General features: G+C 64.0%; 21 protein-coding genes and 2 pseudogenes. 9 read left to right on the top strand and 14 right to left on the bottom strand.

Features of this window, described 5'->3' with window-relative positions; genetic code table 11:
• Positions 1 to 3 precede the first annotated feature (3 nt).
• Positions 4 to 1,224 (bottom strand): annotated as a pseudogene (locus tag ACSQ3D_RS16310) (NAD(P)/FAD-dependent oxidoreductase); the annotation flags it as partial.
• Positions 1,225 to 1,566: 342 nt separating this feature from the next.
• Between ACSQ3D_RS16310 and ACSQ3D_RS16305 the strand changes: the two are divergent.
• A complete protein-coding gene (locus ACSQ3D_RS16305; protein ID WP_436127608.1) occupies positions 1,567 to 3,366 on the top strand; it encodes a protein kinase domain-containing protein in 1,800 nt (599 codons plus the stop codon).
• Positions 3,367 to 3,734: 368 nt separating this feature from the next.
• On the opposite strand, the gene ACSQ3D_RS16300 is transcribed toward ACSQ3D_RS16305, so the two are convergent.
• Positions 3,735 to 4,949: an MFS transporter gene (locus tag ACSQ3D_RS16300; RefSeq protein WP_056414980.1), complete on the bottom strand. Its 1,215-nt coding sequence runs from the start codon at positions 4,947 to 4,949 to the stop codon at positions 3,735 to 3,737.
• A 514-nt stretch (positions 4,950 to 5,463) separates the two neighbouring features.
• Here ACSQ3D_RS16300 and ACSQ3D_RS16295 point away from each other — a divergent pair.
• Positions 5,464 to 7,122, top strand: a complete 1,659-nt coding sequence (locus ACSQ3D_RS16295) for a methyl-accepting chemotaxis protein (RefSeq protein ID WP_436127607.1) — start codon at positions 5,464 to 5,466, stop codon at positions 7,120 to 7,122.
• A gap of 153 nt (positions 7,123 to 7,275) precedes the next feature.
• On the opposite strand, the gene ACSQ3D_RS16290 is transcribed toward ACSQ3D_RS16295, so the two are convergent.
• The gene (locus ACSQ3D_RS16290) at positions 7,276 to 8,301 is read right to left on the bottom strand and encodes a LacI family DNA-binding transcriptional regulator (RefSeq protein WP_056414986.1); all 1,026 of its coding nucleotides are present in this window, start codon (positions 8,299 to 8,301) and stop codon (positions 7,276 to 7,278) included.
• A gap of 204 nt (positions 8,302 to 8,505) precedes the next feature.
• Here ACSQ3D_RS16290 and ACSQ3D_RS16285 point away from each other — a divergent pair, with 204 nt between their 5' ends.
• From ACSQ3D_RS16285 to ACSQ3D_RS16270, 4 genes are read left to right on the top strand one after another with little or no spacing between them, the layout of a single operon-like run.
• A complete protein-coding gene (locus ACSQ3D_RS16285) occupies positions 8,506 to 8,991 on the top strand; it encodes a gluconokinase (protein WP_056416228.1) in 486 nt (161 codons plus the stop codon).
• The gene (locus ACSQ3D_RS16280; protein ID WP_396504125.1) at positions 8,988 to 9,515 is read left to right on the top strand and encodes a TRAP transporter small permease; all 528 of its coding nucleotides are present in this window, start codon (positions 8,988 to 8,990) and stop codon (positions 9,513 to 9,515) included. Before ACSQ3D_RS16285 ends, ACSQ3D_RS16280 begins: the two co-directional genes overlap by 4 nt.
• A gap of 5 nt (positions 9,516 to 9,520) precedes the next feature.
• The gene (locus ACSQ3D_RS16275) at positions 9,521 to 10,816 is read left to right on the top strand and encodes a TRAP transporter large permease (protein WP_436127606.1); all 1,296 of its coding nucleotides are present in this window, start codon (positions 9,521 to 9,523) and stop codon (positions 10,814 to 10,816) included.
• A 55-nt stretch (positions 10,817 to 10,871) separates the two neighbouring features.
• On the top strand, positions 10,872 to 11,891 hold the full coding sequence (locus tag ACSQ3D_RS16270) for a TRAP transporter substrate-binding protein (RefSeq protein ID WP_436127605.1): 1,020 nt from the start codon (positions 10,872 to 10,874) through the stop codon (positions 11,889 to 11,891).
• An 89-nt stretch (positions 11,892 to 11,980) separates the two neighbouring features.
• On the opposite strand, the gene ACSQ3D_RS16265 is transcribed toward ACSQ3D_RS16270, so the two are convergent.
• The 7 genes and pseudogenes from ACSQ3D_RS16265 to ACSQ3D_RS16235 form a co-directional block, all read right to left on the bottom strand.
• A complete protein-coding gene (locus ACSQ3D_RS16265) occupies positions 11,981 to 13,159 on the bottom strand; it encodes a hypothetical protein (protein WP_436127604.1) in 1,179 nt (392 codons plus the stop codon).
• 465 nt (positions 13,160 to 13,624) lie between these two features.
• Positions 13,625 to 14,595, bottom strand: a pseudogene (locus tag ACSQ3D_RS16260) (IS481 family transposase).
• A gap of 278 nt (positions 14,596 to 14,873) precedes the next feature.
• Entirely contained in the window at positions 14,874 to 16,187 is a 1,314-nt protein-coding gene (locus ACSQ3D_RS16255; protein WP_436127603.1) for a hypothetical protein, read from the bottom strand.
• A 35-nt stretch (positions 16,188 to 16,222) separates the two neighbouring features.
• On the bottom strand, positions 16,223 to 16,762 hold the full coding sequence (locus ACSQ3D_RS16250; protein WP_436127602.1) for a hypothetical protein: 540 nt from the start codon (positions 16,760 to 16,762) through the stop codon (positions 16,223 to 16,225).
• Between the two features lie 663 nt (positions 16,763 to 17,425).
• Positions 17,426 to 17,719 carry a DUF4148 domain-containing protein gene (locus ACSQ3D_RS16245; protein ID WP_436127601.1) on the bottom strand — a complete coding sequence of 98 codons (294 nt, stop codon included), beginning with the start codon at positions 17,717 to 17,719 and terminating at the stop codon, positions 17,426 to 17,428.
• Positions 17,720 to 17,799: 80 nt separating this feature from the next.
• Entirely contained in the window at positions 17,800 to 18,087 is a 288-nt protein-coding gene (locus ACSQ3D_RS16240) for a hypothetical protein (protein WP_056415001.1), read from the bottom strand.
• Between the two features lie 30 nt (positions 18,088 to 18,117).
• Entirely contained in the window at positions 18,118 to 18,615 is a 498-nt protein-coding gene (locus ACSQ3D_RS16235; protein WP_436127600.1) for a hypothetical protein, read from the bottom strand.
• Here ACSQ3D_RS16235 and ACSQ3D_RS16230 point away from each other — a divergent pair.
• Positions 18,614 to 19,051: a CBS domain-containing protein gene (locus tag ACSQ3D_RS16230; protein ID WP_056415005.1), complete on the top strand. Its 438-nt coding sequence runs from the start codon at positions 18,614 to 18,616 to the stop codon at positions 19,049 to 19,051. The two genes, ACSQ3D_RS16235 and ACSQ3D_RS16230, sit on opposite strands and share 2 nt — an antisense overlap.
• Positions 19,052 to 19,235: 184 nt before the next feature.
• On the opposite strand, the gene ACSQ3D_RS16225 is transcribed toward ACSQ3D_RS16230, so the two are convergent.
• From ACSQ3D_RS16225 to ACSQ3D_RS16210, 4 genes are all read right to left on the bottom strand, one after another.
• Positions 19,236 to 20,048 carry an ABC transporter ATP-binding protein gene (locus ACSQ3D_RS16225; RefSeq protein ID WP_056415006.1) on the bottom strand — a complete coding sequence of 271 codons (813 nt, stop codon included), beginning with the start codon at positions 20,046 to 20,048 and terminating at the stop codon, positions 19,236 to 19,238.
• Positions 20,049 to 20,152: 104 nt separating this feature from the next.
• The gene (ntrB, locus tag ACSQ3D_RS16220) at positions 20,153 to 21,112 is read right to left on the bottom strand and encodes a nitrate ABC transporter permease (protein WP_436127599.1); all 960 of its coding nucleotides are present in this window, start codon (positions 21,110 to 21,112) and stop codon (positions 20,153 to 20,155) included.
• Positions 21,113 to 21,177: 65 nt separating this feature from the next.
• Positions 21,178 to 22,422, bottom strand: a complete 1,245-nt coding sequence (locus ACSQ3D_RS16215) for a CmpA/NrtA family ABC transporter substrate-binding protein (RefSeq protein WP_056170379.1) — start codon at positions 22,420 to 22,422, stop codon at positions 21,178 to 21,180.
• A 492-nt stretch (positions 22,423 to 22,914) separates the two neighbouring features.
• Complete coding sequence (locus ACSQ3D_RS16210; RefSeq protein ID WP_056415009.1) at positions 22,915 to 23,541, bottom strand: ANTAR domain-containing response regulator; 627 nt, start codon at positions 23,539 to 23,541, stop codon at positions 22,915 to 22,917.
• A gap of 206 nt (positions 23,542 to 23,747) precedes the next feature.
• Between ACSQ3D_RS16210 and ACSQ3D_RS16205 the strand changes: the two genes are divergently transcribed.
• Both ACSQ3D_RS16205 and tsaD read left to right on the top strand, forming a co-directional pair.
• The gene (locus ACSQ3D_RS16205) at positions 23,748 to 24,917 is read left to right on the top strand and encodes a branched-chain amino acid ABC transporter substrate-binding protein (protein ID WP_056415012.1); all 1,170 of its coding nucleotides are present in this window, start codon (positions 23,748 to 23,750) and stop codon (positions 24,915 to 24,917) included.
• A gap of 146 nt (positions 24,918 to 25,063) precedes the next feature.
• A complete protein-coding gene (tsaD, locus tag ACSQ3D_RS16200) occupies positions 25,064 to 26,113 on the top strand; it encodes a tRNA (adenosine(37)-N6)-threonylcarbamoyltransferase complex transferase subunit TsaD (RefSeq protein WP_436127598.1) in 1,050 nt (349 codons plus the stop codon).
• The last annotated feature ends 779 nt before the right edge of the window (positions 26,114 to 26,892 follow it).

The raw sequence follows: 26,892 nt of genomic DNA, 5'->3' as shown, positions 1-26,892 counted from the left end.
CGCGCTCGACGGGCCGAACATCAGCTGGTCGCGGATCTCTTCCACCGCGCGGCCCTCGCGCAGCAGCTCGAAGTACCAGCTGCCGTCCACCGTGTCGCCGTACAGGCAGGCGCCCACCAGCTTGTTGTCCTTGATGACGAGCTTCTTGTACATGCCGGTCATGGGGTCGCTCATCACGATCTCCTCGGTGTGTTCGTCACCCTGGAAGTCCCCCGCCGAGAACAGGTCGATGCCCGTCACCTTGAGCTTGGTGGAGGTCTGCGAGCCCTGGTAGCGGTCGATGCCCATCTCTGCCAGGTGGTTGGCCAGCACCTTGCCCTGCTCGAACAGCGGCGCCACCAGGCCGTACGCGACGCCCCGGTGCGCGGCGCATTCGCCCACGGCGTAGATGCGGGCGTCGGTGATGGTCTGCAGGGTGTCGCTGACCACGATGCCGCGGTTCACGTGCAGGCGCATCTTTTCGGCCAGCGCGGTGTTGGGGCGCACGCCCACGGTCATCACCACGAGGTCGGCGGGCACCGTGCGGCCGTCCTTGAACTTCACGGCGGTGACGCGGCCGTCGGCGCCGCCCACCAGCTCTTGCGTCTGGGCGTTGAGGAGGAAATTCATGCCGCGCTCCTGCAGCGTCTGCTGCAGCATGCGGCCGGCCACGTCGTCGAGCTGGCGTTCCATGAGCGTGTTGCCCACGTGCACCACGCTCACCGTCATGCCGCGCTTCATGAGGCCGTTGGCGGCCTCCAGGCCCAGCAGGCCGCCGCCGATGACCACGGCGTGCTGGTAGGTGGCGGCAGCGTCGATCATGGCCTGCGTGTCTGCAATGTCGCGGTAGGCGAGCACACCGGCCAGGTCCTTGCCGGGCACGGGCAGGATGAAGGGGTTGGAGCCGGTGGCGAGGATCAGCCGGTCGTACTCGGCCGTGACCAGATCGCCCGCGCTGTTGCTGGCGCTGACCACGCGGCGCACGCGGTCCACCTCGTTCACCGTGAAGCCGGTGTGCAGCGCGATGTGGTGATCGGTGTACCAGGCCCAATCGTTCAGGATGATCTCGTCGAGGGTCTGCTCGCCCGCCAGCACGGGCGACAGCATGATGCGGTTGTAGTTGGGGTGGGGCTCGGCGCCGAAGACCGTGATGTCGTACAGGTCGGGGGCAATCTTGAGCAGCTCTTCCAGGGTGCGCACGCCGGCCATGCCGTTGCCTACCATCACCAGTTTGAGCTTTTTCATTCATGACTCCTTCTGCGCCACTGCGGGGCCAGTGCGAAAAACAAAAAAGGCGTCCCTCACGATGCTGCCTCGATCCATCTCGAAACGGCATGTGGGGACGCCTTTGTCCGGGCAGCTCTTCCGTGCGCCATTGCAAGGGGGAGCCGCGAGACCCCGAAGGGTCGTTGGTGATGTAAAGCAATGCCTGTGCCAGTCGCTGCGCACTGATGTGGGGCGGCACACGGCGGGGCGGTTGGGTGGTGGTGCGCATCGGCCCCAGGGCTGCGCAGGCGCTGGGTGCGGGCGCCCTGGCCTGGCGCGGCATGCACCACCTTGGGCATGAAACCTGCATGGAGCTGGTGCATGAGTTTTGAACTGGACTTTGGCTACACCTCCGAGGCAGGGCGCAAGCCGCTGAACGAGGACTTTGCCGCGCTGGTGGAAGGCCAAGGGCGCGACCGCGAGCGGGGCGCCATTGCCGCCATTGCTGATGGCGTGAGCACCGGCGGCAATGGCCGCGAGGCCGCGCAGACCACCGTGAACACGCTGGTGAACGACTACTTCGCCACGCCCGACACCTGGGACACCACGGTGGCGCTGGACCGCATCTTGAGTGCGCACAACGGCTGGCTGGCGTCCATGAACCGGCGCCGCCAGCCCGCGGCGGGGCTGACCACCCTCACAGCCCTGGTGCTGCGGGGGCAGTCGTACACGCTGGCCCACGTGGGCGACACGCGGGCTTATCTGCTGCGCCGCGGCCGCCTGCAGTTGCTGACCACCGACCACGTGATGGCGCAGCGCGACTTCGCGCACCAGATCACCCGCGCCATGGGGCTGGACGACCACGTGGTGGTCGACTACAGCCAGGGCGAGCTGCACAGCGGCGACCTGTTCGTGCTGCTGTCCGACGGCGTGCATGGCCGCGTGCCCGAGCGCGAGCTGCGCCACCTGCTGCGCGAGGGCTGCGCCGCGCAGGCCTTGAGCGATGCGCTGACCGAAGCCGCACTGCGCCGCGGCAGCAACGACAACGTCACCGCGCTGGTGGTGCGCGTGCAGGGCGTGCAGGAGGCCACGCTGCAGGACGAGTCCCGCCGCGCCCAGGACCTGCCCGTGCTGCCGCTGCTCAAGGTGGGCGACCGGGTCGACGGCCTCACGGTGACGGCGCTGGTGGCCGACAGCGGCATCCACCGCATCTACCAGGTGCGCGATGCCGGGCGCGAGGGCGCCACGCAGCGGCTGTACGCCCTCAAGACCCTGCTGCCGTCGCGCGCCCATGACGCCGAAGAACGCGCCACGCTGGCCCACGAAGCCTGGGTGGCGCGGCGCATGCAGTCCGGCCAGGCGGCCACGCATCTGGCGCGGCTGAACGACTGGCCGCCCCACGGTGCGGAAACCAGTGCCAGCGCCATCGCGGACGAGGCCGCGCTCCCCGGTCCCAGCGCCTTCTACCTGCTGTACGACTGGCATGCGGGCGCCACGCTGGGCCAGCGCCTGCGCCGCCGCGAGCACCTGAGCGTGGCCCAGACCCTGGCGGTCACCGTGCAGGCCGCGCGGGTGCTGGGCTGGCTGCACCGCCAGGGCGTGGTGCACCGGGACATCAAGCCCGACAACCTGCACCTGGGCGACGACGGCGTGCTGCGCGTGCTGGACCTGGGCGTCGCCCTGTCCGGCCGCGAACCCGCCGCCACGCGCCGCCTGCACGCGGGCACCCCTACCTACATGAACCCCGAGCAGTGGCCGGGTTACGAGCGCAGCGCAGACACCGAGGGGCAACTGCCCGATGCCGGCAGCGACCTGTTTGCCCTGGGGGTGACGCTGTACCAACTGCTCAGCCAGGGCCGTCTGCCGTATGGCGACGTCGTGCCGTACCAGCTGGGCCGCTACCACCGTGACCCCGTGGCTCCCAGCCGCCACCACCCGGGCGTGCCGATCTGGCTCGATCACATTGCGTTGAAGGCCGTGGCACGGCAGCGTGCGCAGCGATTCGAGACGGCCGAGGAACTTCTGCTGGCGCTGGAGCGCGGTGCCTCGCGCCCGCTGGCGCCTGCCGGGCACCAGCCTTTGATGCAGCGCGACGCCATGGCGCTGTGGAAGATCGCGCTGGTGGTGAGCGTGCTGGTGAATGTGTTGCTGGTGTATTGGCTGGTGTTCTTGCCGAGATAGGGTGGGGATTGTTTTGCTATCAAAAAAATAGCTGTTAGCGATTTTCCACAAAGCGGTAGCGGCGGTTTTTGTTTGAAGTGCAGCGCTTTTCTGCGCCTTGATTTGGCGCCAGAGCTTCACCACCCAGCGCGGCGCGGTATTGACTCCCTCTCCCCTTGTGGGAGAGGGCGGGGGAGAGGGGTTTGTACAACTGGGCGCACTGCCTGTTCTGCCCCCTCTCCCCAACCCTCTCCCGCGAGGGGAGAGGGGGTTTTCAGGGCGCTATATGAAGCGTGCGGACGTGGAGGGTCGGGGCCCCTCAAACCTTTGTATGAACGCCCTTTTACCGAAAGGTCGGCAAGCGTTGCACGCTTACGTGCTGTCGCACGTCATGCGCTACGCGCACGGCCGCCCTTTTCTGCCCAGGTCCGCGTCCAGCGCTGCTGCATCACCCGCAGCAGCACCAGCATGGCCAGCGCACACACGGCGATCCCGACGAAGCCCCACAGGTACGTGCCCGTGTACTGGCGCGAGATGCCCATCCCATTGGGGATCAGGCCGCCGCCCAGTGCGCCGATCTCGCCGATCATCGATCCGGCCACCGCCGTTGTCAGCGGCCAGCGCAGGGGCACCAGCTGGAACAGTGCGCCGTTGCCTGCGCCCAGCGCGGCAAAGCACAGCAGGAACAGCAGCATGGTGACGGGCAGCGAGTTCTCCGCCAGGCCGCACAGAACCATGCTCACTGCGGTGATGGCCAGCACGCCAGTCAGCGTGTTGACGCCGCCCCAGTGGTCCGACAGCCAGCCGCCGAAGATGCGCAGCGCCGCGCCCAGAAAGGCCGCCATCATCGTCAGTTGCCCCGCCTGCACCTTGCTCACGCCGAACTGGTCGTTGAAGTAGCTGGGCAAAAACGTGGTCAGGCCGATGAAGCCGCCAAACGTCACGGCGTAGATCAAGCTGAAGGCCCAGCCGTCCTTCTCGAACAGGCAGGCGATGTGGTCGCGAAAGCTCGAATGGGGCGCCAGGTCTGGCGGCTCCTTGGCGTACACCGCCATCACCAGCGCAGGGATGGCCACGCTCACCGCCGCAAAGCCGTACACCGCCTGCCAGCCGAACTTCTGCGCCAGTGCGGGTGCGAGCAGGGCTGCCACTGCCGTGCCCACGTTGCCCGCGCCCACGATGCCCATGGCCAGGCCCTTGTAGCGCGGGGGGAAGGAGCCCGAACCCAACGACAGCGCCACGCCGAAGCTCGCGCCCGCCACGCCCAGCAGCACGCCCATGGCCAGCAGGTCGTTGTAGGTGTGCACGAACAGGAAGCCATAGCCCATGGCGAAGAAGATGCCCGCCATCTCGACCAGCGTGGCGCGCTTGCGGCCGATGTACTGCGCGAGGATGCCCAGCGGAAAGCGCATCAGCGCGCCCGCGAAGATGGGGATCGACAGCATCATGCCCATCTGCGTGGGCGTGAGGTTGAAGCTTTCGCGGATGAAGGGCGCCATCGCGCCGTTGATCACCCAGATGGCGCACGAAAACCCGAAGTACAGGAACGACGACCACAGCGTGGGGGCGTGGCCGGATTTGAGGAACTCTCGAAATTGAAGCATGGCTGTCGTGTGCGTAGCGCTGGAAGGCTGCGATGGCGGAAGGGGGCTCCATCTGCAACCGGGCCAGAAAAACAAAAAGGCGCCTGCACGGACCGCGCAGGCTGCTGCTACTGCAGAGCCTGTACGCATTCCGTGAAGACGCCGACGTCCTGTTCGCCCAATCCGCCGTTGCACCGGGCTGCCATGCAGCCAGCTTTGGCTGCAGCCTCCACGAAGCAATGGCTATGCCAGCGGTTGGTGCTGCACCATCTCAAGCCTTTTGGCCGCCTGACGCTTGCTCCATAAGGGGTTGCTGCTATTAATTTGAATATCGTGTCCGCAGAGTTCTCCGTTATGGTGCAGCGCCGCGCGGCAACTGGGCCTGGAGTTGGTGCACTGCACCACGATGGAGAATCTGCCCGGTGGACATTTAGTTGTTTCAAAAAAACCGATTCGGGTCTTAGCATGTGATCGGCTTTCAGAACAGCCGAGTTCTCCCGCTGGGGTGCGAGGCATCTCCACGAAAGGGTTTTCCATGCGCGTCAATCTCCCGGTCAGCACGCAAGAATATGCCTTCCCCAAGGGTGAGACCCTGGTCTCGACCACCGACCTCAAGGGCCGCATCCTCTACTGCAACCCGATGTTCATCGAGGTCAGCGGGTACGAAAAGGAAGAGCTTCTGGGCCAGCCCCACAACATGATCCGGCACCCGGACATGCCCGAGGAGGCCTTCCGCGACATGTGGGAGACCATCGCCAGCGGGGCGCCCTGGTCGGCAGCGGTCAAGAACCGCCGCAAGGACGGCTCCTTCTACTGGGTCATGGCCAACGTCACACCGCTGATGCAGGGCGACCAGCCCACCGGCTACATGTCGGTGCGCACCGAGGCCACGCGCGAGCAGATCAACGCGTCCGACCAGCTATACCGACAGATGCAGGCCGAGAAACAGGCGGGCGCGCAGGTGCACGTGCTGCGCGCCGGCCAGGTGGTGAAGAACACCTCGTGGGGGCGTCTGGCCAACGCGGTGCGCCTGGGGCCCATGGGCAAGATGATGCTGTGCACCTTGCTGCTGGTGATCGTCTCCTTCGGCGCCGCCTGGCTGGGCGGGCACCAGATGACGGTCGCATCCGGCGTGGCCTGGGTGGCGGTGGTGCTGCTGGCGCTGGGCATGGCGTCGTACCTGCACAAGGCCACCGTCGCTCCGCTGGCGCAGATGCTGCGCTGGGCCAACCGCATGGCCGCCGGCGACCTCACGCAAAAGATCACCGCGTCGCGCAGCGACACCGTGGGCGACCTGCAAAAGGCGCTGGCGCAGCTCAACGTGAACCTGCTGTCCATCGTGCGCGACGCCCGGCAGGAAAGCGAGCACATGCAGGTCTCCACGCGCGAGATCGCGCAGGGCAACCAGGACCTGTCGTCGCGCACCGAGGCCCAGGCCAGCAACCTGCAGCAGACGGCGGCATCCATGGAAGAGATCACCGGCACCGTCAAGCAGACCGCCGAGTCCGCGCGCCAGGCCACCGTGCTGGCCACGCAGGCCACCCAGGTGGCCGAGCGCAGCAGCGAGGCGGTCGATGGCGTGGCCAGCACCATGAAGCAGATCCAGGCCGCATCCGGCCGCATCAGCGAGATCACGCAGCTCATCGACTCCATCGCGTTCCAGACCAACATCCTGGCGCTGAATGCGGCGGTTGAGGCCGCACGCGCGGGCGAGCAGGGCCGGGGCTTTGCGGTGGTGGCATCGGAGGTGCGCAGCCTGTCGCACCGCACGCAATCGGCCGCCAAGGAGATCCGCCAGCTCATCGACGACTCGGCCAACAAGGTGAGCGAAGGCCACGCGAAGACCGACGCCGCCCAGAAGACCATGACCGAGTCGCTGGAGCTGGTGCGCCGCGTGAACACGCTGATCGGCGAGATCCACAGCGCCTCCAACGAGCAGCTCAGCGGCATCTCGCAGGTCAACTCGGCCGTCGCGCAACTTGACACCATCACGCAGCAGAACGCCGCGCTGGTGGAGGAGAACACCGCCTCGGCCATGCAGCTCAACGGCCAGGCCCAGACCATGACCGAGACGGTGCAGGTGTTCCGGATCGACGCGTCGGCGCCAAACCAGGCGCGGGATGCGGTGGCGTTGCGCAAGGAGATGAAGGGCAAGGGGGCGTCGTCTTCGAGCCGCGAGCTGGCCCCGGTGTAAGGCCCCAAGCTCGCCGGCACAGCCTGCCCCAGCTTGCCCAGGCTGCAGCGCGTTCGCAATGGGCGCTGCCACGACCAGCAATGCCCGGAATGCGGCTGCCCGTGCCACCGGTAGCCTCCCCCGGAGGACGCCGCGAAGCGGCCGTGCCTGGGGCTACGTGCTCCCGCGCACCGTCAGCTCGAAGCCCAGGTCCACCGAGTTCTGATCCGGCAATTCGCCCCGCATCAGCGCCAGCAGCATCTGCGCACTGGCCTCGCCAATCGCCGAACGCGGTGTGCGCACGGTGGTCAGCGGCGGCAGCATCTGGTCGCTGCCCGCCAGGTCGTTGAACCCTGCAATCGCCACCTGGCCCGGAACGGACAGCCCCAGCCGGTGCGCCGCCAGCACGCCGCCTTGCGCCAGATCGTCGTTGCAGAAGAAGACGGCATCCACGCCGGGGCGGGTGCGCAGCACTTCTTCCAGCAGCTCGGCGCCCAGGCGGATGGAGGACGGCTGGGCGCTGAGCAGCTCCAGCCGCGGGTCGTAGAGGCCCGCCTCGCGCAGGCAGCGGCGGTAGCCTTCGGCGCGCTGCAGGGTGCGCGGGTCCAGCTGCGCCGCGACGAACGCGACGTGCTTGCGGCCCTGCGCGAGCAAATGCGCCGTCATGGCGTGGCCTGCATCCTGCTGCGAAAAGCCCACGCAGTACACGCCGTGCGCCGACGTCATCTCCATCAGGTGCACGCAGGGCACGCCGCTGGTGGCGATCATCTGGCGCGATGCCTCGGTGCGGTCAAAGCCCGTCACCAGCAGGCCCGCCGGGCGGTGGGCCAGGTAGGTGCGCAGCAACTGCTCTTCTTCCTGCGGGTCGTAGTGCGTCACGCCGATCAGCGCCTGGTAGCCGTGCGGGAAGAGGGTGCGGTGCACGGCGTCCAGCACGTCGACGAACAGTGCGTTGGACAGCAGCGGCACCAGCACCGGCACCTGCACGCTGCGTTGCGAGGCGAGTGCGCGGGCTGCGGGGTCGGGCACGTAGCCCATTTGCTGCGCGGCATCCTTCACACGCTGCACCAGCTCCTGGGCCACACCCCGCTCGCCGCGCAGTGCGCGCGACGCGGTGATGGGGCTCACCCCGGCGGTTTTGGCCACGTCGCTGAGCGTGATGCGGCCGCTGGAGCGGCGGCGGGACTCTGGTTTGTTCAAAGGGTTAACCCGGATGGGTATGGGCTGGGATCTGGTTAGGATAGCGCTGTCCATTGGCTTGGACAAGGCGAATGCCTGATTTTTATCCGAAGAGGCGGAAATTTCCTCTGTATTTTGAGCATCCGGCAAGGATGCTTTTTCAAAAGTTTGTTGGATAGCGCTACCAATATGAATTTTGTACCGTCATCGGTGTTTCTGGTGGTCATGGGTGTGGCAGGTTGCGGCAAGTCCAGCCTGGGTTCCGCCCTGGCCCAGGCCGAGCGCCTGCCCCTGATCGAAGGGGACGACCACCACAGCCCTGCCAGCCGGGAAAAGATGCGCCAGGGCATCGCGCTCACCGACGCCGACCGCGAAGGGTGGCTCGCCACGCTGGGCCAACTGCTGCAGGCGCACCCGCAGGGCGTGGTGCTGACCTGCTCGGCGCTCAAGAAGGCGTACCGCGACCGCCTGCGCAATGCCTGCCCCGGGCTGCGCTTCGTGTTCCTGGAGATCGACCGCGCCAGTGCCGGCCAGCGCGTGGCGGCGCGGGCGGGGACCCACTTCTTTTCCACCGCCCTGGTCGACAGCCAGTTCGCCACGCTGGAGTCGCCCGTCGGTGAGGCCGGCGTGCTGCGGCTCGATGCCACGGTGGACCTGGCAACCCTTCAACAACAGGCGTCCGCCTGGATTGCCGCCACGGAGGCAGCATGAGCAACACACCCCTCCCGCCCGATTCCCCCACCCCCCGGCCGGCGGGCCGCTTCACCCGGACGGCCGAGGCCCTGATGGCCGCCTGCCTGGGCGTGATGGCCGTGGCGGTCTTCGTCAACGTGGTGCTGCGCTACGGCTTTGGCAGCGGCGTGGTGGCCAGCGAAGAGCTGTCGCGCCTGCTGTTCGTGTGGATGGTGTTCATCGGCGCGGCGGCCGCCTACCCCGCGGGTGAACACATGGCCTTTACCAGCCTGGCCGGCTTGCTGGCCCGCCGGCCGCTGGCTTTTGCAACGCTCAGCGCGCTGATCCGGCTGCTGGTGATCGCCGCCTGCGCCATGCTGGCCTGGGGTGCATGGCAGCAGGTGGTGGTGGGTCTGGGCAGCCACTCGGTGGTGCTGGGCTATTCGGCCGCGCTGCTGCCGCTGCCTGCCTTCCTGTGTGCGATGGCCATCGGTGTGATGGCCTTCATCGAACTGATTCAACGCAAGCCGCTGGACCTGGGTCACGGCGCAGAAGTGGAGTGATGCACATGGGTCCCGAAGCTCAGGCTTTCATCGTCTTTTCGCTGGGCATGCTGGTGTTCATGGGCACCGGCATGAACATGGGCCTGGCCCTGGTGCTCACCGGCGCCGGCATGGCCTGGGTGCTCGACTTCTTCGACACCCAGCTGCTGGCCCAGAACCTCGTGGCCGGGGTCGACAGCTTCCCGCTGCTCGCCGTGCCCTTCTTCATCCTGGCCGGCGAGCTCATGAATTCCGGCGGCATCAGCCGGCGCATCATCGACATGGCGCAGGCCTGGGTGGGCCACATCCGCGGCGGGCTGGGCTACGTGGCCATCGGCGCGGCGGTCCTCATGGCCAGCATGAGCGGATCGGCCCTGGCCGACACGGCGGCGCTGGCCACCATCCTGCTGCCCATGATGCGCCAGCAGGGCTACCCGATGAACACATCGGCCGGGCTGATCGCCTCGGGCGGGATCATCGCCCCCATCATTCCGCCGTCCATGCCCTTCGTGATCTACGGCGTGACGACCAACACATCGATCTCGGCGCTGTTCGTCTCGGGCATCGTGCCCGGGTTGATGATGGGCGTGGGCCTGATCTTCGCGTGGCGCTGGGTGCTGCGCGGCATCGACCTGCCCGACAGCCGGCCTGCCTTGCCCCTGCGCGAGCGCCTGCGCGCCACGCTCAAGGCCTTCTGGGCCATGCTGATGCCGTTGATCATCATCGGCGGCATGAAGTCCGGCGTGTTCACGCCCACCGAGGCGGCGGTCGTCGCAGCCTTCTATGCCCTGGTGGTCGCGCTGTTCGTGCACCGCGAGATGAAGGTGCCCGAGATCTACGGCGTGCTGGTGCGCGCCGCCAAGACCACCGCCATCGTGATGTTCCTGTGCGCTGGCGCCCAGGTGGCCAGCTACATGATCACGCTGGCCGACCTGCCCACCGTGCTGACCGGCTGGCTCGGCCCGCTGGTGGAGAACCCCCGCGTCCTGATGGCGGTGATGATGATCGTGCTGGTGCTCATCGGTACGGCGCTCGACCTCACGCCCACCATCCTGATCTTCGCGCCCGTGATGCTGCCGATTGCCGTGAAGGCGGGGATCGACCCGGTCTACTTCGGCCTGATGTTCGTACTCAACGGTGCCATCGGCCTCATCACCCCGCCCGTGGGCACCGTGCTCAACGTGGTGGCCGGCGTGGGCCGCATCTCGATGCACAGCGTCATCAAGGGCGTCAACCCCTTTCTCATCACCTACGTGTTCATCCTCGCGCTGCTGGTGGCTTTCCCCCAGATCGTGACCTTGCCCGTCACGTGGATGCGGTGATGTCCGCGGTGCTTTCTTTCTCGTGCCTTTCAATTCTTTGCCAATGGAGACAACCATGAAGACTTTCCGCAGTACCTTGCTGGCCGCCCTATCGGTGGCTGCCTTTGCCGCCTCGTTCCAGGCCGCCGCCCAGGACTTCAAGCCGCGCATCATCCGCTTCGGCTACGGCCTCAACGAAGTGTCCAACCAGGGCCGCGCCACCAAGCTGTTTGCGCAGGAGGTCGAAAAGGCGTCGGGCGGCAAGATGAAGGTGCGCGCCATCGGTGCTGCCGCACTGGGCTCGGACCTGCAGATGCAGCAGGCGCTGGTCGGCGGCGCGCAGGAGATGATGGTGGGCTCCACCGCCACCTTGGTGGGTATCACCAAGGAAATGGCCATCTGGGACACGCCCTTCCTGTTCAACAACGCCAAGGAAGCCGACGTGGTGCTCGACGGCCCCGTGGGCCAGAAGGTGATGGACAAGCTGCAGGAAAAAGGCCTGGTGGGCCTGGTGTACTGGGAGAACGGCTTTCGCAACCTGACCAACAGCAAGCGCCCCGTGGCCAAGCTGGAGGACATGAACGGCATCAAGCTGCGCGTGATGCAGAACAACGTCTTCCTCGACAGCTTCAAGACCCTCGGCGCCAACGCCGTGCCGCTGCCGTTCTCGGAGCTCTTCACCGCCCTGGAAACCAACACGGTCGACGGCCAGGAGAACCCGTACAACACCATCCTGTCGAGCAAGTTCTACGAGGTGCAGAAGTACCTCACGGTGACCAACCACGTCTACAGCCCCTGGATCGTGCTGGTCAGCAAGAAGTACTGGGATGGCCTCTCCAAGGCCGAGCAAAAGGTGCTGCTGGACGCCGCCAGGAAGAGCCGCGACTTCGAGCGCCAGGACACGCGCGACGAAGCCGCCAAGGCGCTGGCCGACCTCAAGGCCAAGGGCATGCAGGTCAACGAACTGTCATCCGCCGAAGCCAGCCGCATGCGCGAGAAGCTGGGCGCGGTGAACGCCAGCATTGCAGCCAATGTCGGCGAAGACCTGTGGAAGGAAGTGCAGGGCGCGGTGGCTGCGGCGCGCGGTGGGAAGTGACGGCAGTCTGAGGGTTGGCCGACCGCGTCAATGCCGCGTGTCGGCCTGTTCCAACCTCATGTCAGAGGCGTTTCGTGTTCGCAATCTGGTCAAGGACTGCCACGCCACAGAGCGCCTTGAAAAGTTTGCTGGGGCCCTGTCTTGTGCTGAACCAGCCAATGCAGGCCGTCGCTGGAGATGGCCTGCAGATTGAAGTCGGCCACCGGGGGCGCCATTTCTTGCAGTTGCAACGGTTGACCCTGCAGATCGAGGCGGTACAGGTGGTTGTTCACCTGTAGGCCCATGAACCGGCTGTTGGCTGAAAACACAATGCGGTAGTGCCCGGTCTTTGCGTCAGCGGACGGGTCTTTGAAGGCCGCATGTGGCAGCTTGGCCACTTGCGCCATATGGGGGTTCCTGAAGATCTGCAGCGATTCGCTGCCGCGAAATACGAGCCAGGAGCCATCGGGCGACATGAATGGGGCGAACTGGGGTAGCTGGTTTGCCATCGGCGAGGGGTCGGGATTTCCACACGGCAAATGGACACAAGCGTAGGGCTGGTTGTCAGGGTTGTGCGAGAACGCGTGCTGTGCCAGAGGCAGGGCGAAGACTTTGCGTTCCGACCAGTTGGACAAGCCCAGGAAGCGCGTACCGCTGGCGTGGACCATCAGCCAGCGACCTTGTGGATCCAAGGTTGGGTACAAGCGGCTGGCCCCGCCAAAAGGCATGAGCACTGCACGTCCCGTGGCCAACTCACACACAGCCAGTGGTTGCGGTGACCTTGGCCCGACAGAGGCCAGTTGGACCGCGAACCAGCCGTTGGCAAAAACAGGGCCCGACAACAAATCAATGTGCGGGAATTGGCACACGCTGCGTTTTTCCTGCAGGTCGTACACATCGCTGGTCGCACCGTAGTAGATAGGCTCGAAACCATCTTCACCATCCTGCGGTGCTATGCGCAGCGCGTGCCGACCATCTGCACTCAAGAGGCTCATCTTGATACCCGTTCCTTGCTGCAGATCCGGCGTGATCCAGTGATGCCTGTCGTAGTCAATGTAGTGCAGCTGACCGTTGGCGCTGAACAGCATCTGATGGATGGCGGTCCAGTTGCTCGCTCCGACGCGGACGAGCCGTTTGAGCGGCGAGGTTTGCCACAGCTCAATTTCTTTGTCATTTCTGCGCGCAAACCTTTCACCGGTGGGCGAAAAATCGGCCTGTACGCTTTCGCTGGTAGTGCCGAGCATGCCCAATGACTGAAGTGGCACAGGCTGAGAGCGTGTGTTCAGCATGCGGCTCCCCGAAGATGGAGCGGTATCGGAAGTTGGGGTGGGAATTGACGGTGCGCCAGCAGCGTGCAGCACCAGGCTTGTGGTGGCCAGCAGCGTCGCCACGATGGAGGTGCCAGTGCGAATCCAGGCCGCGCGCCAAGGAAAACGGTTCGATATCAAGTGGGGCGAGAACATTGGAAGATCGCTGGATGTACTAAGGGATGGAAGAGAAAGCGATGCCGCCGTGAAAGCACTTGAGAAAGTGTGACAGGTGTGGCAAGGCAGTAGTGCTTGCCAACCCCTTGGCTTCGTCTCCCCACGTAAATATCCGAGCCTGGACGGAGGCAGTGGCAAGGTCCGGTTTCTGATTGGCCGAGTAGCCGCTGATGGGTCTTCCATTCACCGTGATAGGGCCGTTCAATACTACCCAATGATTCTTGTAGGTGCTGCCAGAACCGCCAAATATGGCAGCGGAAACCAGCATTACTAACGGTCGCATCCCGGACGATCATATGGCCGCTTGTGAAACAGATCCGGGCGCTCCTGGTACCACTCTTTCATGGCCTGCATGGGCGTCTTGCTGCCCAGCGATGACTGCGGCAATTGGTGGTTGTACAGCGCCACATAGCGGTGCAAGGTCTGCTGCATGTCCTCGCGACTGTTGAAGCGGTGGGTCTTGAGCACGTCTGCGATGCGGCCATTGAAGCGCTCCCCCATGCCATTGGTTCTGGGCGTCTTGGCCCTGTCAGCCGGTGCTCGATGTCCTGCTCCTGACATAACTGGTCGAACTCGTGATGGCCACTTGGTTCGCGCTCCTTGCTGGCGAACAGGCGGTCCGTGAACTCCTTGCCGTTGTCGGTCAGCAGCTTGTTGATCTTGATCGGACAGGCCTAGTGCAATGCATTCAGAAAGGCCTTGGGACTGGCCGCTGTCTTGTGGGTCTTGAACTGCACGAACACCCACCGCGTGGCCCGGTCGATGGCCACGAACAGGTAGCGCCGGCTGCTCTCGTCCTGCATCTGGGGCAGGTACTTCACGTCCATGTGCACGTAGCCTGGCTCGTAGCTCTTGAAGGCCTTGTGGGCTACCGCAGGCTGGTGGGGCTTGAGGGCGTTGAGGTTGCCCGCTCCATGGCGGCGCAGGCACCTGTCCAAACCTGAGCGTGAGACATCGGGGCTCAAGAACTCTCGCGTGACCGCCAGCAGGTCATCCAGGGGCAGCAGCAGGGTATGTCGCAAGTGAACCACCACGGTCTCTTGCGCGGGCGTGAGCACCGTCTGCAGATGATGGGCCGTGTGCGAACCGTCCCCGAAGACCTCGCGCTTCTTCCACTTGTAGACCGTCTGCCCGGTAATGCCAAAGCGCTGGGCCAGGACGCTGGCCGTCTCATGGCTGCCCGCGATCTGGGCGCGCACGGCAGGCGTGGTGCGGGCGTTCTTGTGCAGGGCTATCAACATGGCTTCGCTCCCCGGGTGGATGGCAAGGACTCTATCAACACTCGCAAAACCGAGCGGGCCATGAAGAGTGGGTAGCGTTTTGGATCTATGCAATCATCCGGGATGCGACACTTAGTCTTCCGTGTTGCTCAGCGATTTCCCCGCCGCACAGCTTTGAAAGTGCTTAGAGGAATTTGCGGCGTGCTGCCCAACACGATGCAAGGCGTGGTGTGAAGTCACGGTCAAACCGTTGTTGATTGGATGAAGTGGTCATCTCGAATGAACGCATGCAAAAGCGCTCAAGGGACTGATCCCCACAAGGCCCCTTGAAAAGTCTTGTCCGGCTCTGTTTCGTGCTGCACGAGCCAGTGCACACCGTCGCTGGAGATAGCCTGCAGATTGAAGTCATTTATCGGCGGCGCCACTTCTTGCAGGCGCAGCGGACTCGCTTTCAGATCGATGCGGTACAGGCGGCTATTGACCTGCAAGCCTATCCAACGACTATTGCCCGAAAAGACCAGAACATGCTTTCCAGTTCTGACATTTTTTACGAGCTGTTGGTTGGGGGCGTGAGTCAGCACTGCGACTTGCCGCATTTCTTGATTCTGGAAGATTTGAACGGATTGACTATCCGTGTAAATCAACCAATCGCCGTCAGGAGATATCTTCGGCTGCATTATGGGAAGTCCGGGCACTGGCGGCAGAGGCGCAGGGCGTCCGCACGGCAACTCGGCGCAGGGGTGGGGTTCGTCGTCCGGATTTTTGGCAAAGGCGTTTTGCGCAAGCGGCAGTGCAAAGAGCGCGCGATCCGCCCACTGGGACAAGCCAAAAAAGCGCGTTCCTCTGGAGTGCACCATGAGCCATCGGCCTTGCGGGTCCAGTGTGGGGAGCAAGTTTTTAGCATCACCAAACGGCATGATCAGTGCACGCCCTGTGGCTATCTCGCAAACCGCCAGCGGCTTTGGTGGTTGGGGTCCTGTAAAAGCTAGTTGAACAGCGAACCAGTTGTTGGTGAAAGCTGCGTTGGACAACCAGCCCATGCTGGGAAACTGGCATACGCTCCGCTTTTCTTGAAGGTCATAGATATCACTGCTGGCGCCGTGGTAGTTGGGCGTAAAGTTGTCTTCACTTTGTCTAGGTCCTCTACGTACTGCATACCGGCCGTTGGGGCTCAATAGATTGATGTTGCCACCAGTGCCTTGTTGTAGATCGTTTGTAATCCAGTGATGTCTATTTTGATCAATATAATGAAATTTACCAGTGGGATCGAAAATCATTTGGTCAATGAAAGACGAAATTTGCAAATCAACGTGAGCTAGACGTTTGAGTGGCAGGGTTTGCCATAACTCAAGCTCGTTATGGTTTCTATATGCAAAACGCTCCCCAGTCGTGGAGAAAACTAGATCGAAGCTCTCACGTTTTCCGCCAAAAATCCCTAGAGGCTTGAGTGAAATGACACCTGTGTCTGTGCTGGTGGATGCATCCACTGTGTTGCCTGGCATTTTTGACGTGCCTGCAGAATTCGCCGAAAAAATTATGCAAAATAATAGAGTTGAGATTGTGGCGTTTTTGGTGTGGCGCCAGTTTTTCAACCAAATCAGGTTTGTGCTCATCTTGGATTTAGGTGCATGTGTGATGTTTTGGGGAATTATGGTATGGATGAAAAAGCAATGCCGCCATGAAAGCATTTGAGAAAGTGAGAAAGGTGTTGAAATGCTCTGACTTTTGCTAATTCTCGATTGCTATTCCCCCAGGTGAATATTTTTGTGTCGATTGAAGCCGTTGCAAGATCCGGTTTTTTATCGGCTTTGTAGCTACTGATTGGCTTGCCATTGACCATGATGGGGTCATTCAACACTACCCAATGGTTTTTGTAGGTGCTCCCGGTCCCTCCGAACATGGATGCGGAAACGAGCATGACCACCCAGGCGCTAGACTGATAAGGAGCCAACTCCAATAATTCCTTCCAGTCCGCCATCGGAAAAATCTCATTGGTGTTGTCGAGCAAGGTGGTGGAGCCCACCGCATTGAACCAAGATTTCAGATAGGCGGGACGGGTGATGGCTGAGCCCATGGCCGAGGGATGGTCGTAGCTGGAGAAAGGGATCAGGCTGGGGCTGTCGTTGCGCAGGCTGGCCATGCTGATCCAATCCACGGCATTGATGCCAGCTGCCTGCGGTACTGTCATTTTGACTCCTTCCGAATTGATGGTTTCGGTTTCAGCCGTTGCCCGAACCTGTGTGTTGGGTCGCACACTGCGCTGGCCCAAAGGTGGCGGGTCGGCCAGTCCAAAGATCAATGATGTGCCCTACATACAGATCGGGCCGGTCATTGATAAGACAAAACATGAAGGCTGCTGGTCCGCATAGGCTGGTGCCGCCCTGGTGGGGCCAAGAGTGTTGATCATTGCTGAGCCTTTGCCTCAACTGATCAATGAGTTGCGTCCTGTTCACCCCCCAGGCTACGTGTGCTGCGAATTCGGAAGAATTGTTAAGCTCGGAGATGATTGAATTGGCGGTAGAAAGCGCGGCAGCTCTGATCATGAAAAATTGTCTCTAAGAGGCGGTTTAAGGTGTTATTTCCTGGGCGCGCATCTTATGGTTGGCTTGGATCCGCCACGCCTTAGATAATGGTTCGAAAACGTAATCGATTGAATAAATTGACTTGAGCGGTGCTGGGTGGATCTTTGTGCTGATTTGGGTAATTGGTCCGGCAGTTTTGCTTGTTTCAAAAGCTGCGGAAGCCACCTGTGAGATTTTCCAGACATAAACGCAAAAAGGCTGGGACTCCTTTCGGAGCCCCAGCCTTTGGGTCGGTTAGCAGCAGCTAATGCTGCCGCAATATCAGCAAATTACAGCGAACCGATTTCGCCCGAAGAGATCCGGCCGGTGCGCAGGGCTTCTGCTGCCTGGGCCTGCACGGCAGCGCGGTCGGCCGTGGAGGTGAAGGACAGGACGCGCGAACCGGAAGGAATGGTGCTGCTGGTGGCAGCCACGGTGGAGGCTTCGGCCATCACTTCGGCGCGGGTGCGGCTGGTGTCGTACTTGGCGGCGAATTGCGAAGCATCGGCTTCGTCAGCGTGGGCACCGAAGGCAGCGAAAACGGACACAGCGGCGATGGAGAGGAAACGTGCGGTCTTGTTCATGATGAAGGTCCAGGTTATTTTTAGAAATCAGGTTGTTGACTTGTCAGCGAGAGACAGGCGTTGAATCCTTCGGATTCAGATCAGCCTTGCTCACCCGAAGGGATCTGGCCGGTGCGCACAGCGTCGGCAGCCTGGGCACGCACCGCAGCGCGGTCAGCCGTGGACTTGTAGGTCACGACGCGGGAGCCAGCGGGCTCGATGCTGCGGGTCTGGGCGACGGTGGAGGCTTCGGCAGCCACTTCGGCGCGGGTACGGTTCGTGTCGAACTTCGTGGCGAATTGCGAAGCGTCGGCTTCGTCAGCGTGGGCACCGAAGGCAGCGAAAGCGGACACAGCGGCGATGGAGAGGAAGCGTGCGGTCTTGTTCATGATGAAGTCCTTGAAGTTAAAAAAAGCGTCTCAAAAAAGCCGGTAACCAGTGCAGGAACGAAAGGTGTCCATCGCCAGATCCCGGGTTCGGTGAGTCGCCTTGCGGGTTCGGCTCATCGATGGGATGAACTGTACGCCGGGGCTGTTCAGAGAAAAACCATCTGGTCGCAAACTGACTGTTCCGGTATTGGAAACAATCACTGGAGCCAAGGGTTGCCGTGTGTGCAGGGCGTCTTGCGATGCGGTCAGCGGCAACTGGGGGCGGCTCTTACCACCAGGGGTTGAACTCAGGAGAGGTGCGTTGAACATGGGCTCCATCGTGCCCATGACTGCGTGTTGCGTCGTCTCGTCGCGGTTTCGGTTCTTTTCAGTTTGTTTCGCTGCGGGCCGAATGCAACAGGCACGAAACAACTGATTCGCCGGATCGCCTACAAAGCGCCGCAAATCGGGCTTGCGCGGGTTGCGCTGACGGGGCTTATGGGCTGAAATCTCTCTGTACCTGTTCCAGGTTTCAGAGGGAGGTTCCATGACCATCGTCTCCAAGATTCTCGAGGCCAAGCCCGACGCCACCGTGCACACCATCCGGCCCACCGATTCGGTGCTGGCCGCCTTGCAGCTCATGGCTGACAAAGGCATCGGTGCGCTGGTGGTCACCGAGGGCGATGCCATCGTGGGCATCTTCACCGAGCGCGACTATGCGCGAAAGATCGCCCTGCTGGGCCGCACCTCGGCGGCCACCATCGCGCGCGATGTGATGACCTCGGCCGTGCGTTTCGTGCGGCCCGACCAGACCAGCGAGCAGTGCATGCAGATGATGAGCACCGGCCGCCTGCGACATCTGCCCGTGGTGGACAACGGCAAGCTGGTCGGCATGATTTCCATCGGCGACCTGGTCAAGGACATCATCTCCGAGCAGAAATTCATCATCGAGCAGCTGGAGCAGTACATCACCGGCAGTCATTGACGAGCCCTTCGAGGCGCTGCGCGGGGCGCCGCCCCAGTGGCGGTGCGGCCCTTGCACGGCGGCGGCGGCTTGGGCCGCGCGCGTTCAACCTGCGGTGCGTGTCAGCGCCGAATGAAAAAGGCGCTGACCGGGACCGGCCAGCGCCTGGGGTGTTGCGCTGCCACGCGCTGGCAGCGCCGGGGCTTCAGGCCGCTTTCTCGACGTGCCCTTGGCGCGTGTACAGAAAATCGATCACGGCCTTGCGGTAGTGCACGTACTGCGCGTCTTCGGCCAGCTCCACGCGGCGGCGGGGGCGGGGCAGGTCGACGGCCAGCACCTCGCCAATCGTGGCGGCGGGCCCGTTGGTCATCATCACGATCTTGTCGGACAGCAGCACGGCCTCGTCCACATCGTGCGTGACCATGACCACGGTGCTCTGCGTGCGCGCCACGATCTCCAGCAACTCGTCCTGCAGCTTGGCGCGCGTCAATGCGTCCAGGGCGCCGAAGGGCTCGTCCATCAGCAGCACCTGCGGTTCCATCGACAGGGCGCGGGCGATGCCCACGCGCTGCTTCATGCCGCCCGAGATTTCGCCGGGGCGCTTTTGCGCTGCCGGCGTCAGGCCGACGAGCGCCAGGGCCGCATCGGTGCGGGCCTTGAGCTGCGCCTTGCTTTCCTTGCCGCCGAATACGCGTTCCACCGCCAGGTAGATGTTGTCGAAGCAGGTCAGCCACGGCAGCAGCGAGTGGTTCTGGAACACCACCGCGCGCTCGGGGCCCGGGCCCTTGATCTCCTTGTTGGCGCACAGCAGCGCGCCGTTGGTGGGTGTGGTCAGGCCCGCGATCAGGTTGAGCAGCGTGGACTTGCCGCAGCCCGAGTGGCCGATCAGCGCGACGAACTCCCCCTTGGCGATCGTGAGGTTGATGTTCTTGAGCGCCGGGAACAGGCCCTTGGCGGTCTTGAAGGTCTGCTCCACGCCATGGACTTCGATGAACTTGGTGGTGAGAGAGGTGTGCATGAGGAACTCCTGGTTGTTTCAAGGCCCGCAGTGGCCCCGGCTTGGCCGGACCGCTGGGGGGCGCCTGAGGGGATGACGCGCCGCAGGCGCGGCTCAGGGGTGGGTCAGGTCTTGACTTCTTCGAAGGTGAACGCAGTGGCCAGCTTGATGAGCGCAAACTCCAGCACCAGCCCGACGATGCCGATCACGAAGATCGCGATGATGATGTTCTTGACGTTCAGGTTGTTCCACTCGTCCCACACCCAGAAGCCGATGCCGACGCCGCCGGTCAGCATCTCGGCCGCCACGATCACGAGCCATGCGGTGCCCACGGCCAGGCGCACGCCGGTCAGCATGTAGGGCAGCACGGCGGGGAAGAGTATCTTGGTGGCGATCTTCCACTCCGACAGGTTCAGCACGCGGGCCACGTTCATGTAGTCCTGCGGCACGCGCTGCACGCCCACGGCGGTGTTGATGATCATTGGCCAGATGGAGCAGATGAAGATGGTCCAGATGGCGGCCGGGTTGGCGCCCTTGAACACCAGCAGGCCGATGGGCAGCCAGGCCAGGGGCGACACGGGGCGCAGCAAGCTGATCAGCGGGTTGAACATGCGCGACAGGAAGTTGAAACGCCCGATCACGAAGCCCGCCGGAATGCCCACCAGCGCCGCCATGCCGAAGCCGATGGCCACGCGCTCCAGCGACATCAGCACGTTCCAGCCCACGCCCTGGTCGTTGGGGCCGTTGCGGTAGAACGGGTTGCTGAAGATCTCCAGCGCCTGCTTCCAGGTCTCCACGGGACTGGGGATGCTGCCGCCGGTGGTGGTGGACACCACCGCCCACAGGCCGATGAGCAGGCCCAGGCCGCACAGCGGTGGCAGCACGGCCATCCAGAAGCTGCGTGACAGCGCAGCCCAGTCACGCCGCGGTGCTGGCGGCGTGCTGGCGGTGGTGGATTGCGGTTGGCTGCTGGTGCCGGTCGCCGGCGTAGCGCTGGCCGTGGTGGCGGTGGCTGCAGGGTGCATGGCTTTTGTGGCAACCGGCGGGGCTGCATCCAACGGGGTGTGAAAAACGGCGCTGACCATGGTGTTCTCCTTCAAGAGGGGCGGGTGGTGCTGGCGGAGTGGATGTCGTCGTCAGGCCACGGCGATCAGGCCTTGACCTTGAAGCTGTCGGCGTACTTGGCGGGGTCCTTGCCGTCCCACACCACGCCGTCCATGAACTTGCTGCTGCGCATCTCGGTCTTGGGCACGGGGGTCTTCGATGCGGCGGCGGCCTGCTTGTAGACGTCGATGCGGTTCACGGCCTTGGCCACGTTCAGGTAGTCGGGGTGGTCCTTGATCAGGCCCCAGCGCTTGTGCTGCGTGAGGAACCACATGCCGTCCGACAGGTATGGGAAGTTCACCGCGCCGTCGTTGAAAAACTTCATGTGGTTGGGGTCGTCCCAGGTCTTGCCCATGCCGTCCTGGTAGCGGCCCAGGATGCGCTGGTTGATCGCGTCCACGCCGGTGTTCACGTAGGCCTTGCCGGCAATGGTCTCGGCCATCTTGTTCTTGTTGGCCAGGCCTTCGTCGATCCACTTGCTGGCCTCCAGGATGGCGGCCGTCACGGCGCGTGCCGTGTTGGGGTACTTCTGCACGAATTCGGACGTGGTGCCCAGCACCTTCTCGGGGTGGTCCTTCCAGATGTCCTGCGTGGTGGTGGCAGTCACGCCGATGCCGTCCATGATGGCGCGGTGGTTCCAGGGCTCGCCCACGCAGAACCCGTCCATGTTGCCCACGCGCATGTTGGCCACCATTTGTGGTGGCGGCACGGTGATGACCTTGGCGTCCTTCATCGGGTTGATGCCGTTGGCCGCCAACCAGTAGTACAGCCACATGGCGTGCGTGCCGGTGGGAAAGGTCTGCGCGAAGGTGTACTCGCGCTTCTCGCTGGCCATCAGCTTGGCCAGGCCCGCGCCGTTGACGGCGCCTTTGTCCGCCAGCTTCTTGGACAGCGTGATGGCCTGGCCGTTGTGGTTGAGGTTCATCAGCACGGCCATGTCCTTCTTGGGGCCGGCCAGGCCCAGGTGCACGCCGTAGACCAGGCCGTACAGCACGTGGGCAAAGTCGAGCTCGCCGTTGACCAGCTTGTCGCGCACACCGGCCCAGGAGGCTTCCTTGGTGGGGATGATGGTCACGCCGTATTTCTTGTCGATGCCCAGCACCGAGGCCATCACCACGCTGGCGCAGTCCGTCAGCGGGATGAAGCCGATCTTGACCTCCTTCTTCTCGGGGGCGTCAGAGCCCTGGGCATGCACCAGCGCACGCAGCGCGGGGCTGACGCCGACGGCGCCCACGGTAGCGGCCTGCAGCACGGTGCGGCGGTTGAGGCTGGTTTTGAGCAGATCGGTCATGGGGCACTTCCTCGTAGCGTTAAAAACAAAAAGGCGTCCACACCACACCCCGCGAGATGCACACATGCATACGTCGGGGCGGGTGGGGACGCCTTTGTCCATTGCCAAGCATTGGGGCCTGGCATCAGCACCGGCCCGTCGTTGGGCCGCTGCTGTCAGGGGCAAGACCTTCATTGGTCTTGCCAGGGTTTATGCAAGCTGCGTGCCAACCTTTGATGCACCAGCTGCGCGCCTGCGCGGGGTGGTGATTGCTATGGAATTGATAGCTTGTGGCGCTTGTCTGTCAAGCGGTAGCGGCCAGTTTTAAACAAAATGGTGGTGCAATGGGTGCAGCGGGAACGCCCGCACTGCCTTTGTGCGGTGCACCATCTGGGAGGGGGCGAGAAGTGGGCGCGGACCAGGGCAGGGCGGGAAGGATAAAAGCGCGGCCATGCAGCACACCGAGAAGCCCCTGCTGCGGGCGCGCAGGCCCTCAGGGGGGATGTCACGGGTTCAGCCCAGCAGGTCCATCACATCCAGCATGCGCTGGGCGACGTCCACGAGCTTGAGGCCCTTGTCCATGGCCGTCTTGCGCAGCTTCTCGTACGCTGCCTGCTCGGTCAGGCCCTGGCGCTGCATCAGCAGGCCCTTGGCACGGTCGATGGTCTTGCGGTCCTTGAGCTCGGTCTTGGCATCGGCCAGCTCGGCGCGCAGGGCCTGTTCGTGCTGAAAGCGCGCCATCGCCACGTCCAGGATAGGGCGGATGCGCTGGGGCGACAGGCCGGCCACGATGTAGGCCGACACGCCCGCGGCCACCGCGTCCTTGACGTGCGAGGTGTCCTCGTCGTTGGTGAACATCACGATGGGCCGGCGCTCGTCGCGCGTGGCAACCACCACATGCTCCAGCGCGTCGCGCGCCTCGCTCTCGGCGTCCACGATGATCAGGTCGGGCTGGAGCTGCGCGATGCGCTCGCTCAGGAACACGTCGGCCGGCAGCGTGGCCACCAGGTTGAAGTTGTTCTCCAGCAGCCCGATGCGCAGCGCCCGCGAACGTTCCGCCTGCAACACGGCGTGTTCGTCGTCGGGATCGGCGATGGCCAGGTCCGGGGCCACCACCACGATGCGCAAAGACTCGTTCATACCCAGAAGCATAAGCAATTTTTACGCCACAAATTGGTGCGCAGAAGCGGTGCAGGACGTCCGATCATCACACCACCGAGCCCTGCGTGCCTTGCAGGGCCTGAAACTTGCTAATAGTTTGATGATTGGCAGGGCATACCCGATAGCCGCCTTCCATTCGCTCGCATATACATCTGGTCACATTGACATACTGATGAGGAATCTGCATGAACAAGCTTAACGACCGGCGCCGTTTTCTTTCCGCCGGCCTGGCCTTGACCGCGGTCACGTCTGCGGCGCTGCTGCTCCTGTCCGGGTGCAGCAAGGTGCCCGACACCATCAAGATCGGCGTGGCCCAGCCCTTGAGCGGCCCGCTGGGCGCGCTGGGGCAGGATCTGCTCAACGGCGTGAACCTGGCGGTGGCCGAGCTGAACAAGGGCGGCTATACCGTGGATGGCAAGCGCGTGACGCTGGAGGTGGTCTCGGTGGACGACAAGGCCGACGCCGCCACCGGCAAGACCGTGGCCCAGCAACTGGTGGATGCGGGTGTGGTGGCGGTCATCGGCCACCTGAACTCGGGCGTGAGCATCGAGACCGCGCCCATCTACGCGGCCAAGGACATTGCGCAGATCGCCATCTCCACCAACCCCAAGTTCACGCAGCTGGGCTTTCCCACCACCTTCCGCATGGTCGGCAACGACACCCTGCAGGCGCGCGCCATCGGCTCGTTCGCCGCCACGCAGCTCGGTGCGTCCCGCTACGCCGCACTGGACGACGGCACGCCCTACGGCAAGGGCCTGGCCGACGGTGCGGCCGCGCAGCTCAAGACCGAGAAGAAAGAGGTCGTGGTGCGCAAGTCGTTCGACGACAAGACCACGGCGTTCAATGAACTGGCCGGCGAGCTCAAGGCCGCCAAGGTGGAAGTCATCGTCTCCACCCTGAACGACTTCCAGGCGCTGGCGCTGCTCGAGGCCCTGCGCAAGGTCGACCACACCAAGGTCAGCCTGCTGGGCGGCGACACCATCAAGACCACCGACATGGTCAAGGGCGCCGGCATCATCGACGGCATCTACGCCACGTCGCCCGTGCTGGAGGCCAAGGAATTCGCCACCGGCAAGCCCTTCCTTGAAAAGTACATCGAGGCGTACAAGAAGCCGCCCGCCTATGGCGGCCACTACAGCTACGACAGCATGTACGTGCTGTCTGCCGCCATCCAGAAGGCCAAGTCGGCAGAGCCGAAGGAGATCACCAAGGCCATGCACAGCATCAACGGCTACGCGCCCGTGATCGGCACCATGACCTGGGACGACAAGGGCGAGCAGCGCTACGGCGCCGTGGGCGTGTACGAGCTGCGCAGCGGCAGCTGGGAGCTGCGCATGCGGTCGGACCGCTGGTAACGGTCCCTTGAGGTTGCGCCAGGTCGGTGGGCTCCACCGCCTTCTGCGCACCACGCTCCTCACGGCAAAGCCCCTGCCGGCCACCGCCCGCAGGGGCTTTGTGCCGTGGCGGCGGGCCATCCCGGTGCGGGTTTTACACTCGGGCGATGAGTTTGCTGATCCTTGGAATCGAATCCTCCTGCGACGAAACCGGCGTGGCCCTGGTGCGCTCCACCGACGACTCCGCCGTGCCCACCCTGTTGTCGCACGCGCTGCACAGCCAGATCGAGATGCACCAGGCGTACGGCGGCGTGGTGCCCGAGCTGGCCAGCCGCGACCACATCCGCCGCGTGCTGCCGCTGACTACGCAGGTGCTCGCCGAGTCCGGCCACACCCTGGCCGACGTGGACGTGGTGGCGTACACCCGCGGCCCGGGCCTGGCCGGCGCCTTGCTGGTGGGCGCCGGCGTGGCGTGCGCGCTGGGGGCGTCGCTGGGCAAGCCCGTGCTGGGCGTGCACCACCTGGAAGGGCATCTGTTATCGCCCTTCCTGAGTGCCGACCCGCCGGAGTTTCCCTTCGTGGCCCTGCTGGTTTCGGGCGGCCATACCCAGCTGATGCGCGTGGACGGCGTGGGCCGCTACGAGATCCTGGGCGAGACCATCGACGACGCCGCCGGGGAGGCCTTCGACAAGTCCGCCAAGCTCATGGGCCTGGGCTACCCGGGCGGCCCTGCGTTGTCGCGGCTGGCGGAGCAAGGCAGTGCCACGGCGTTCAAGCTGCCGCGGCCTCTATTGCATAGCGGAGACCTCGATTTTTCTTTTGCGGGGCTCAAAACGGCGGTGCTCACGCAGGCCAAGAAGCTGGGCGATGGGCTCGAAGCCCGCAAGGCCGACCTGGCCGCCAGCACCGAGGCAGCGATCGTGGACGTGCTCGTGCGCAAGACGCTGACGGCGCTCAAGCAGACAGGCTTGAAGCGCGTGGTGGTGGCCGGTGGCGTGGGGGCCAATCGGCATTTGCGTGCGCAGCTGAATGCGGCCTGTGCGGCTGCGGGGGTGCGGGTGCACTACCCGGAACTGCATTTGTGTACGGACAACGGGGCGATGATCGCGATGGCGGCGGCGATGCGGTTGCAGGCGGGGCAGCAGGAGGCCAGCAGCGACTATGCGTTTGATGTGAAGCCGCGGTGGCCGTTGGATGCGATTGCTGCGGGGGCTTGATGAGCTTGTCGAGACGCCGGTACCTTGCGTTCGAGAAACCGTTTACATGCCGAACAGTTCGCAACGCAGGCCGTTCGGGTTGAGCTTGTCGAAACCTTGCCCTTCCGTAACCCCATCCGTTCGGGTTGAGCTTGTCGAAACCTGGGTGCTGCTCGCGGGCTCGCTGATTCGGCGGCATGCCTGTGCTGAGGGCGGGAGCCGGGGTGCGCGCCCGGCGGCGCGGTAACTTTCTTTCGCGTCGCCGAAAGAAAGTCACCAAAGAAAGGGCGACCCCCAGTCTGCGACCCCTTCGCTGCGCTACGGGGCAGACCTGCGTCGGGGCGGTTGCGGGGTGCGCCGTGGAACTCACTGCGCGCTGCGCGCTACGTTCAGACAACCACGGCGAGCTAGATGACGAGGCATGCGCGCTCCGACGCGCATGCTCACCCCGCAACCGCCCCGCCGCAGGCGCAGCCAGCAGGGGGTGGACAGCCGAACATCCCAACAGCCGAACAGCCACACGGGCCATCGCGTTGCTCGGCCCCGAACGCGCAGGCGCTTCGCGCCGCGACCGCCAGGCCGAGCGCAGCGATGGCCCGTGTGGATGTTCTCTCCCCCAGCCCTTCAGGATGCGCCGAGGAGCGCAGGGCGTGGGGTGAGCGTGTGCCGAAGGACACACGCATCGTGAACTGACTCGCTGCGGATGTTTGAGCGTAGCGCCCAGCGCGCAGCGAGTTCCGCAGCGCACCCCGCGACCGAGCACCGCAGGTTGCCCCACTCGCCCGCAGGGCGAGTGGGGA

It is taken from the genome of Acidovorax sp. LjRoot117, assembly GCF_964252695.1.
Classification (GTDB): Bacteria; Pseudomonadota; Gammaproteobacteria; order Burkholderiales; family Burkholderiaceae_C; genus Acidovorax.
The sequence above is the reverse complement of the archived record's forward strand: the minus strand, read 5'-3'. Positions and strand labels throughout refer to the sequence as shown.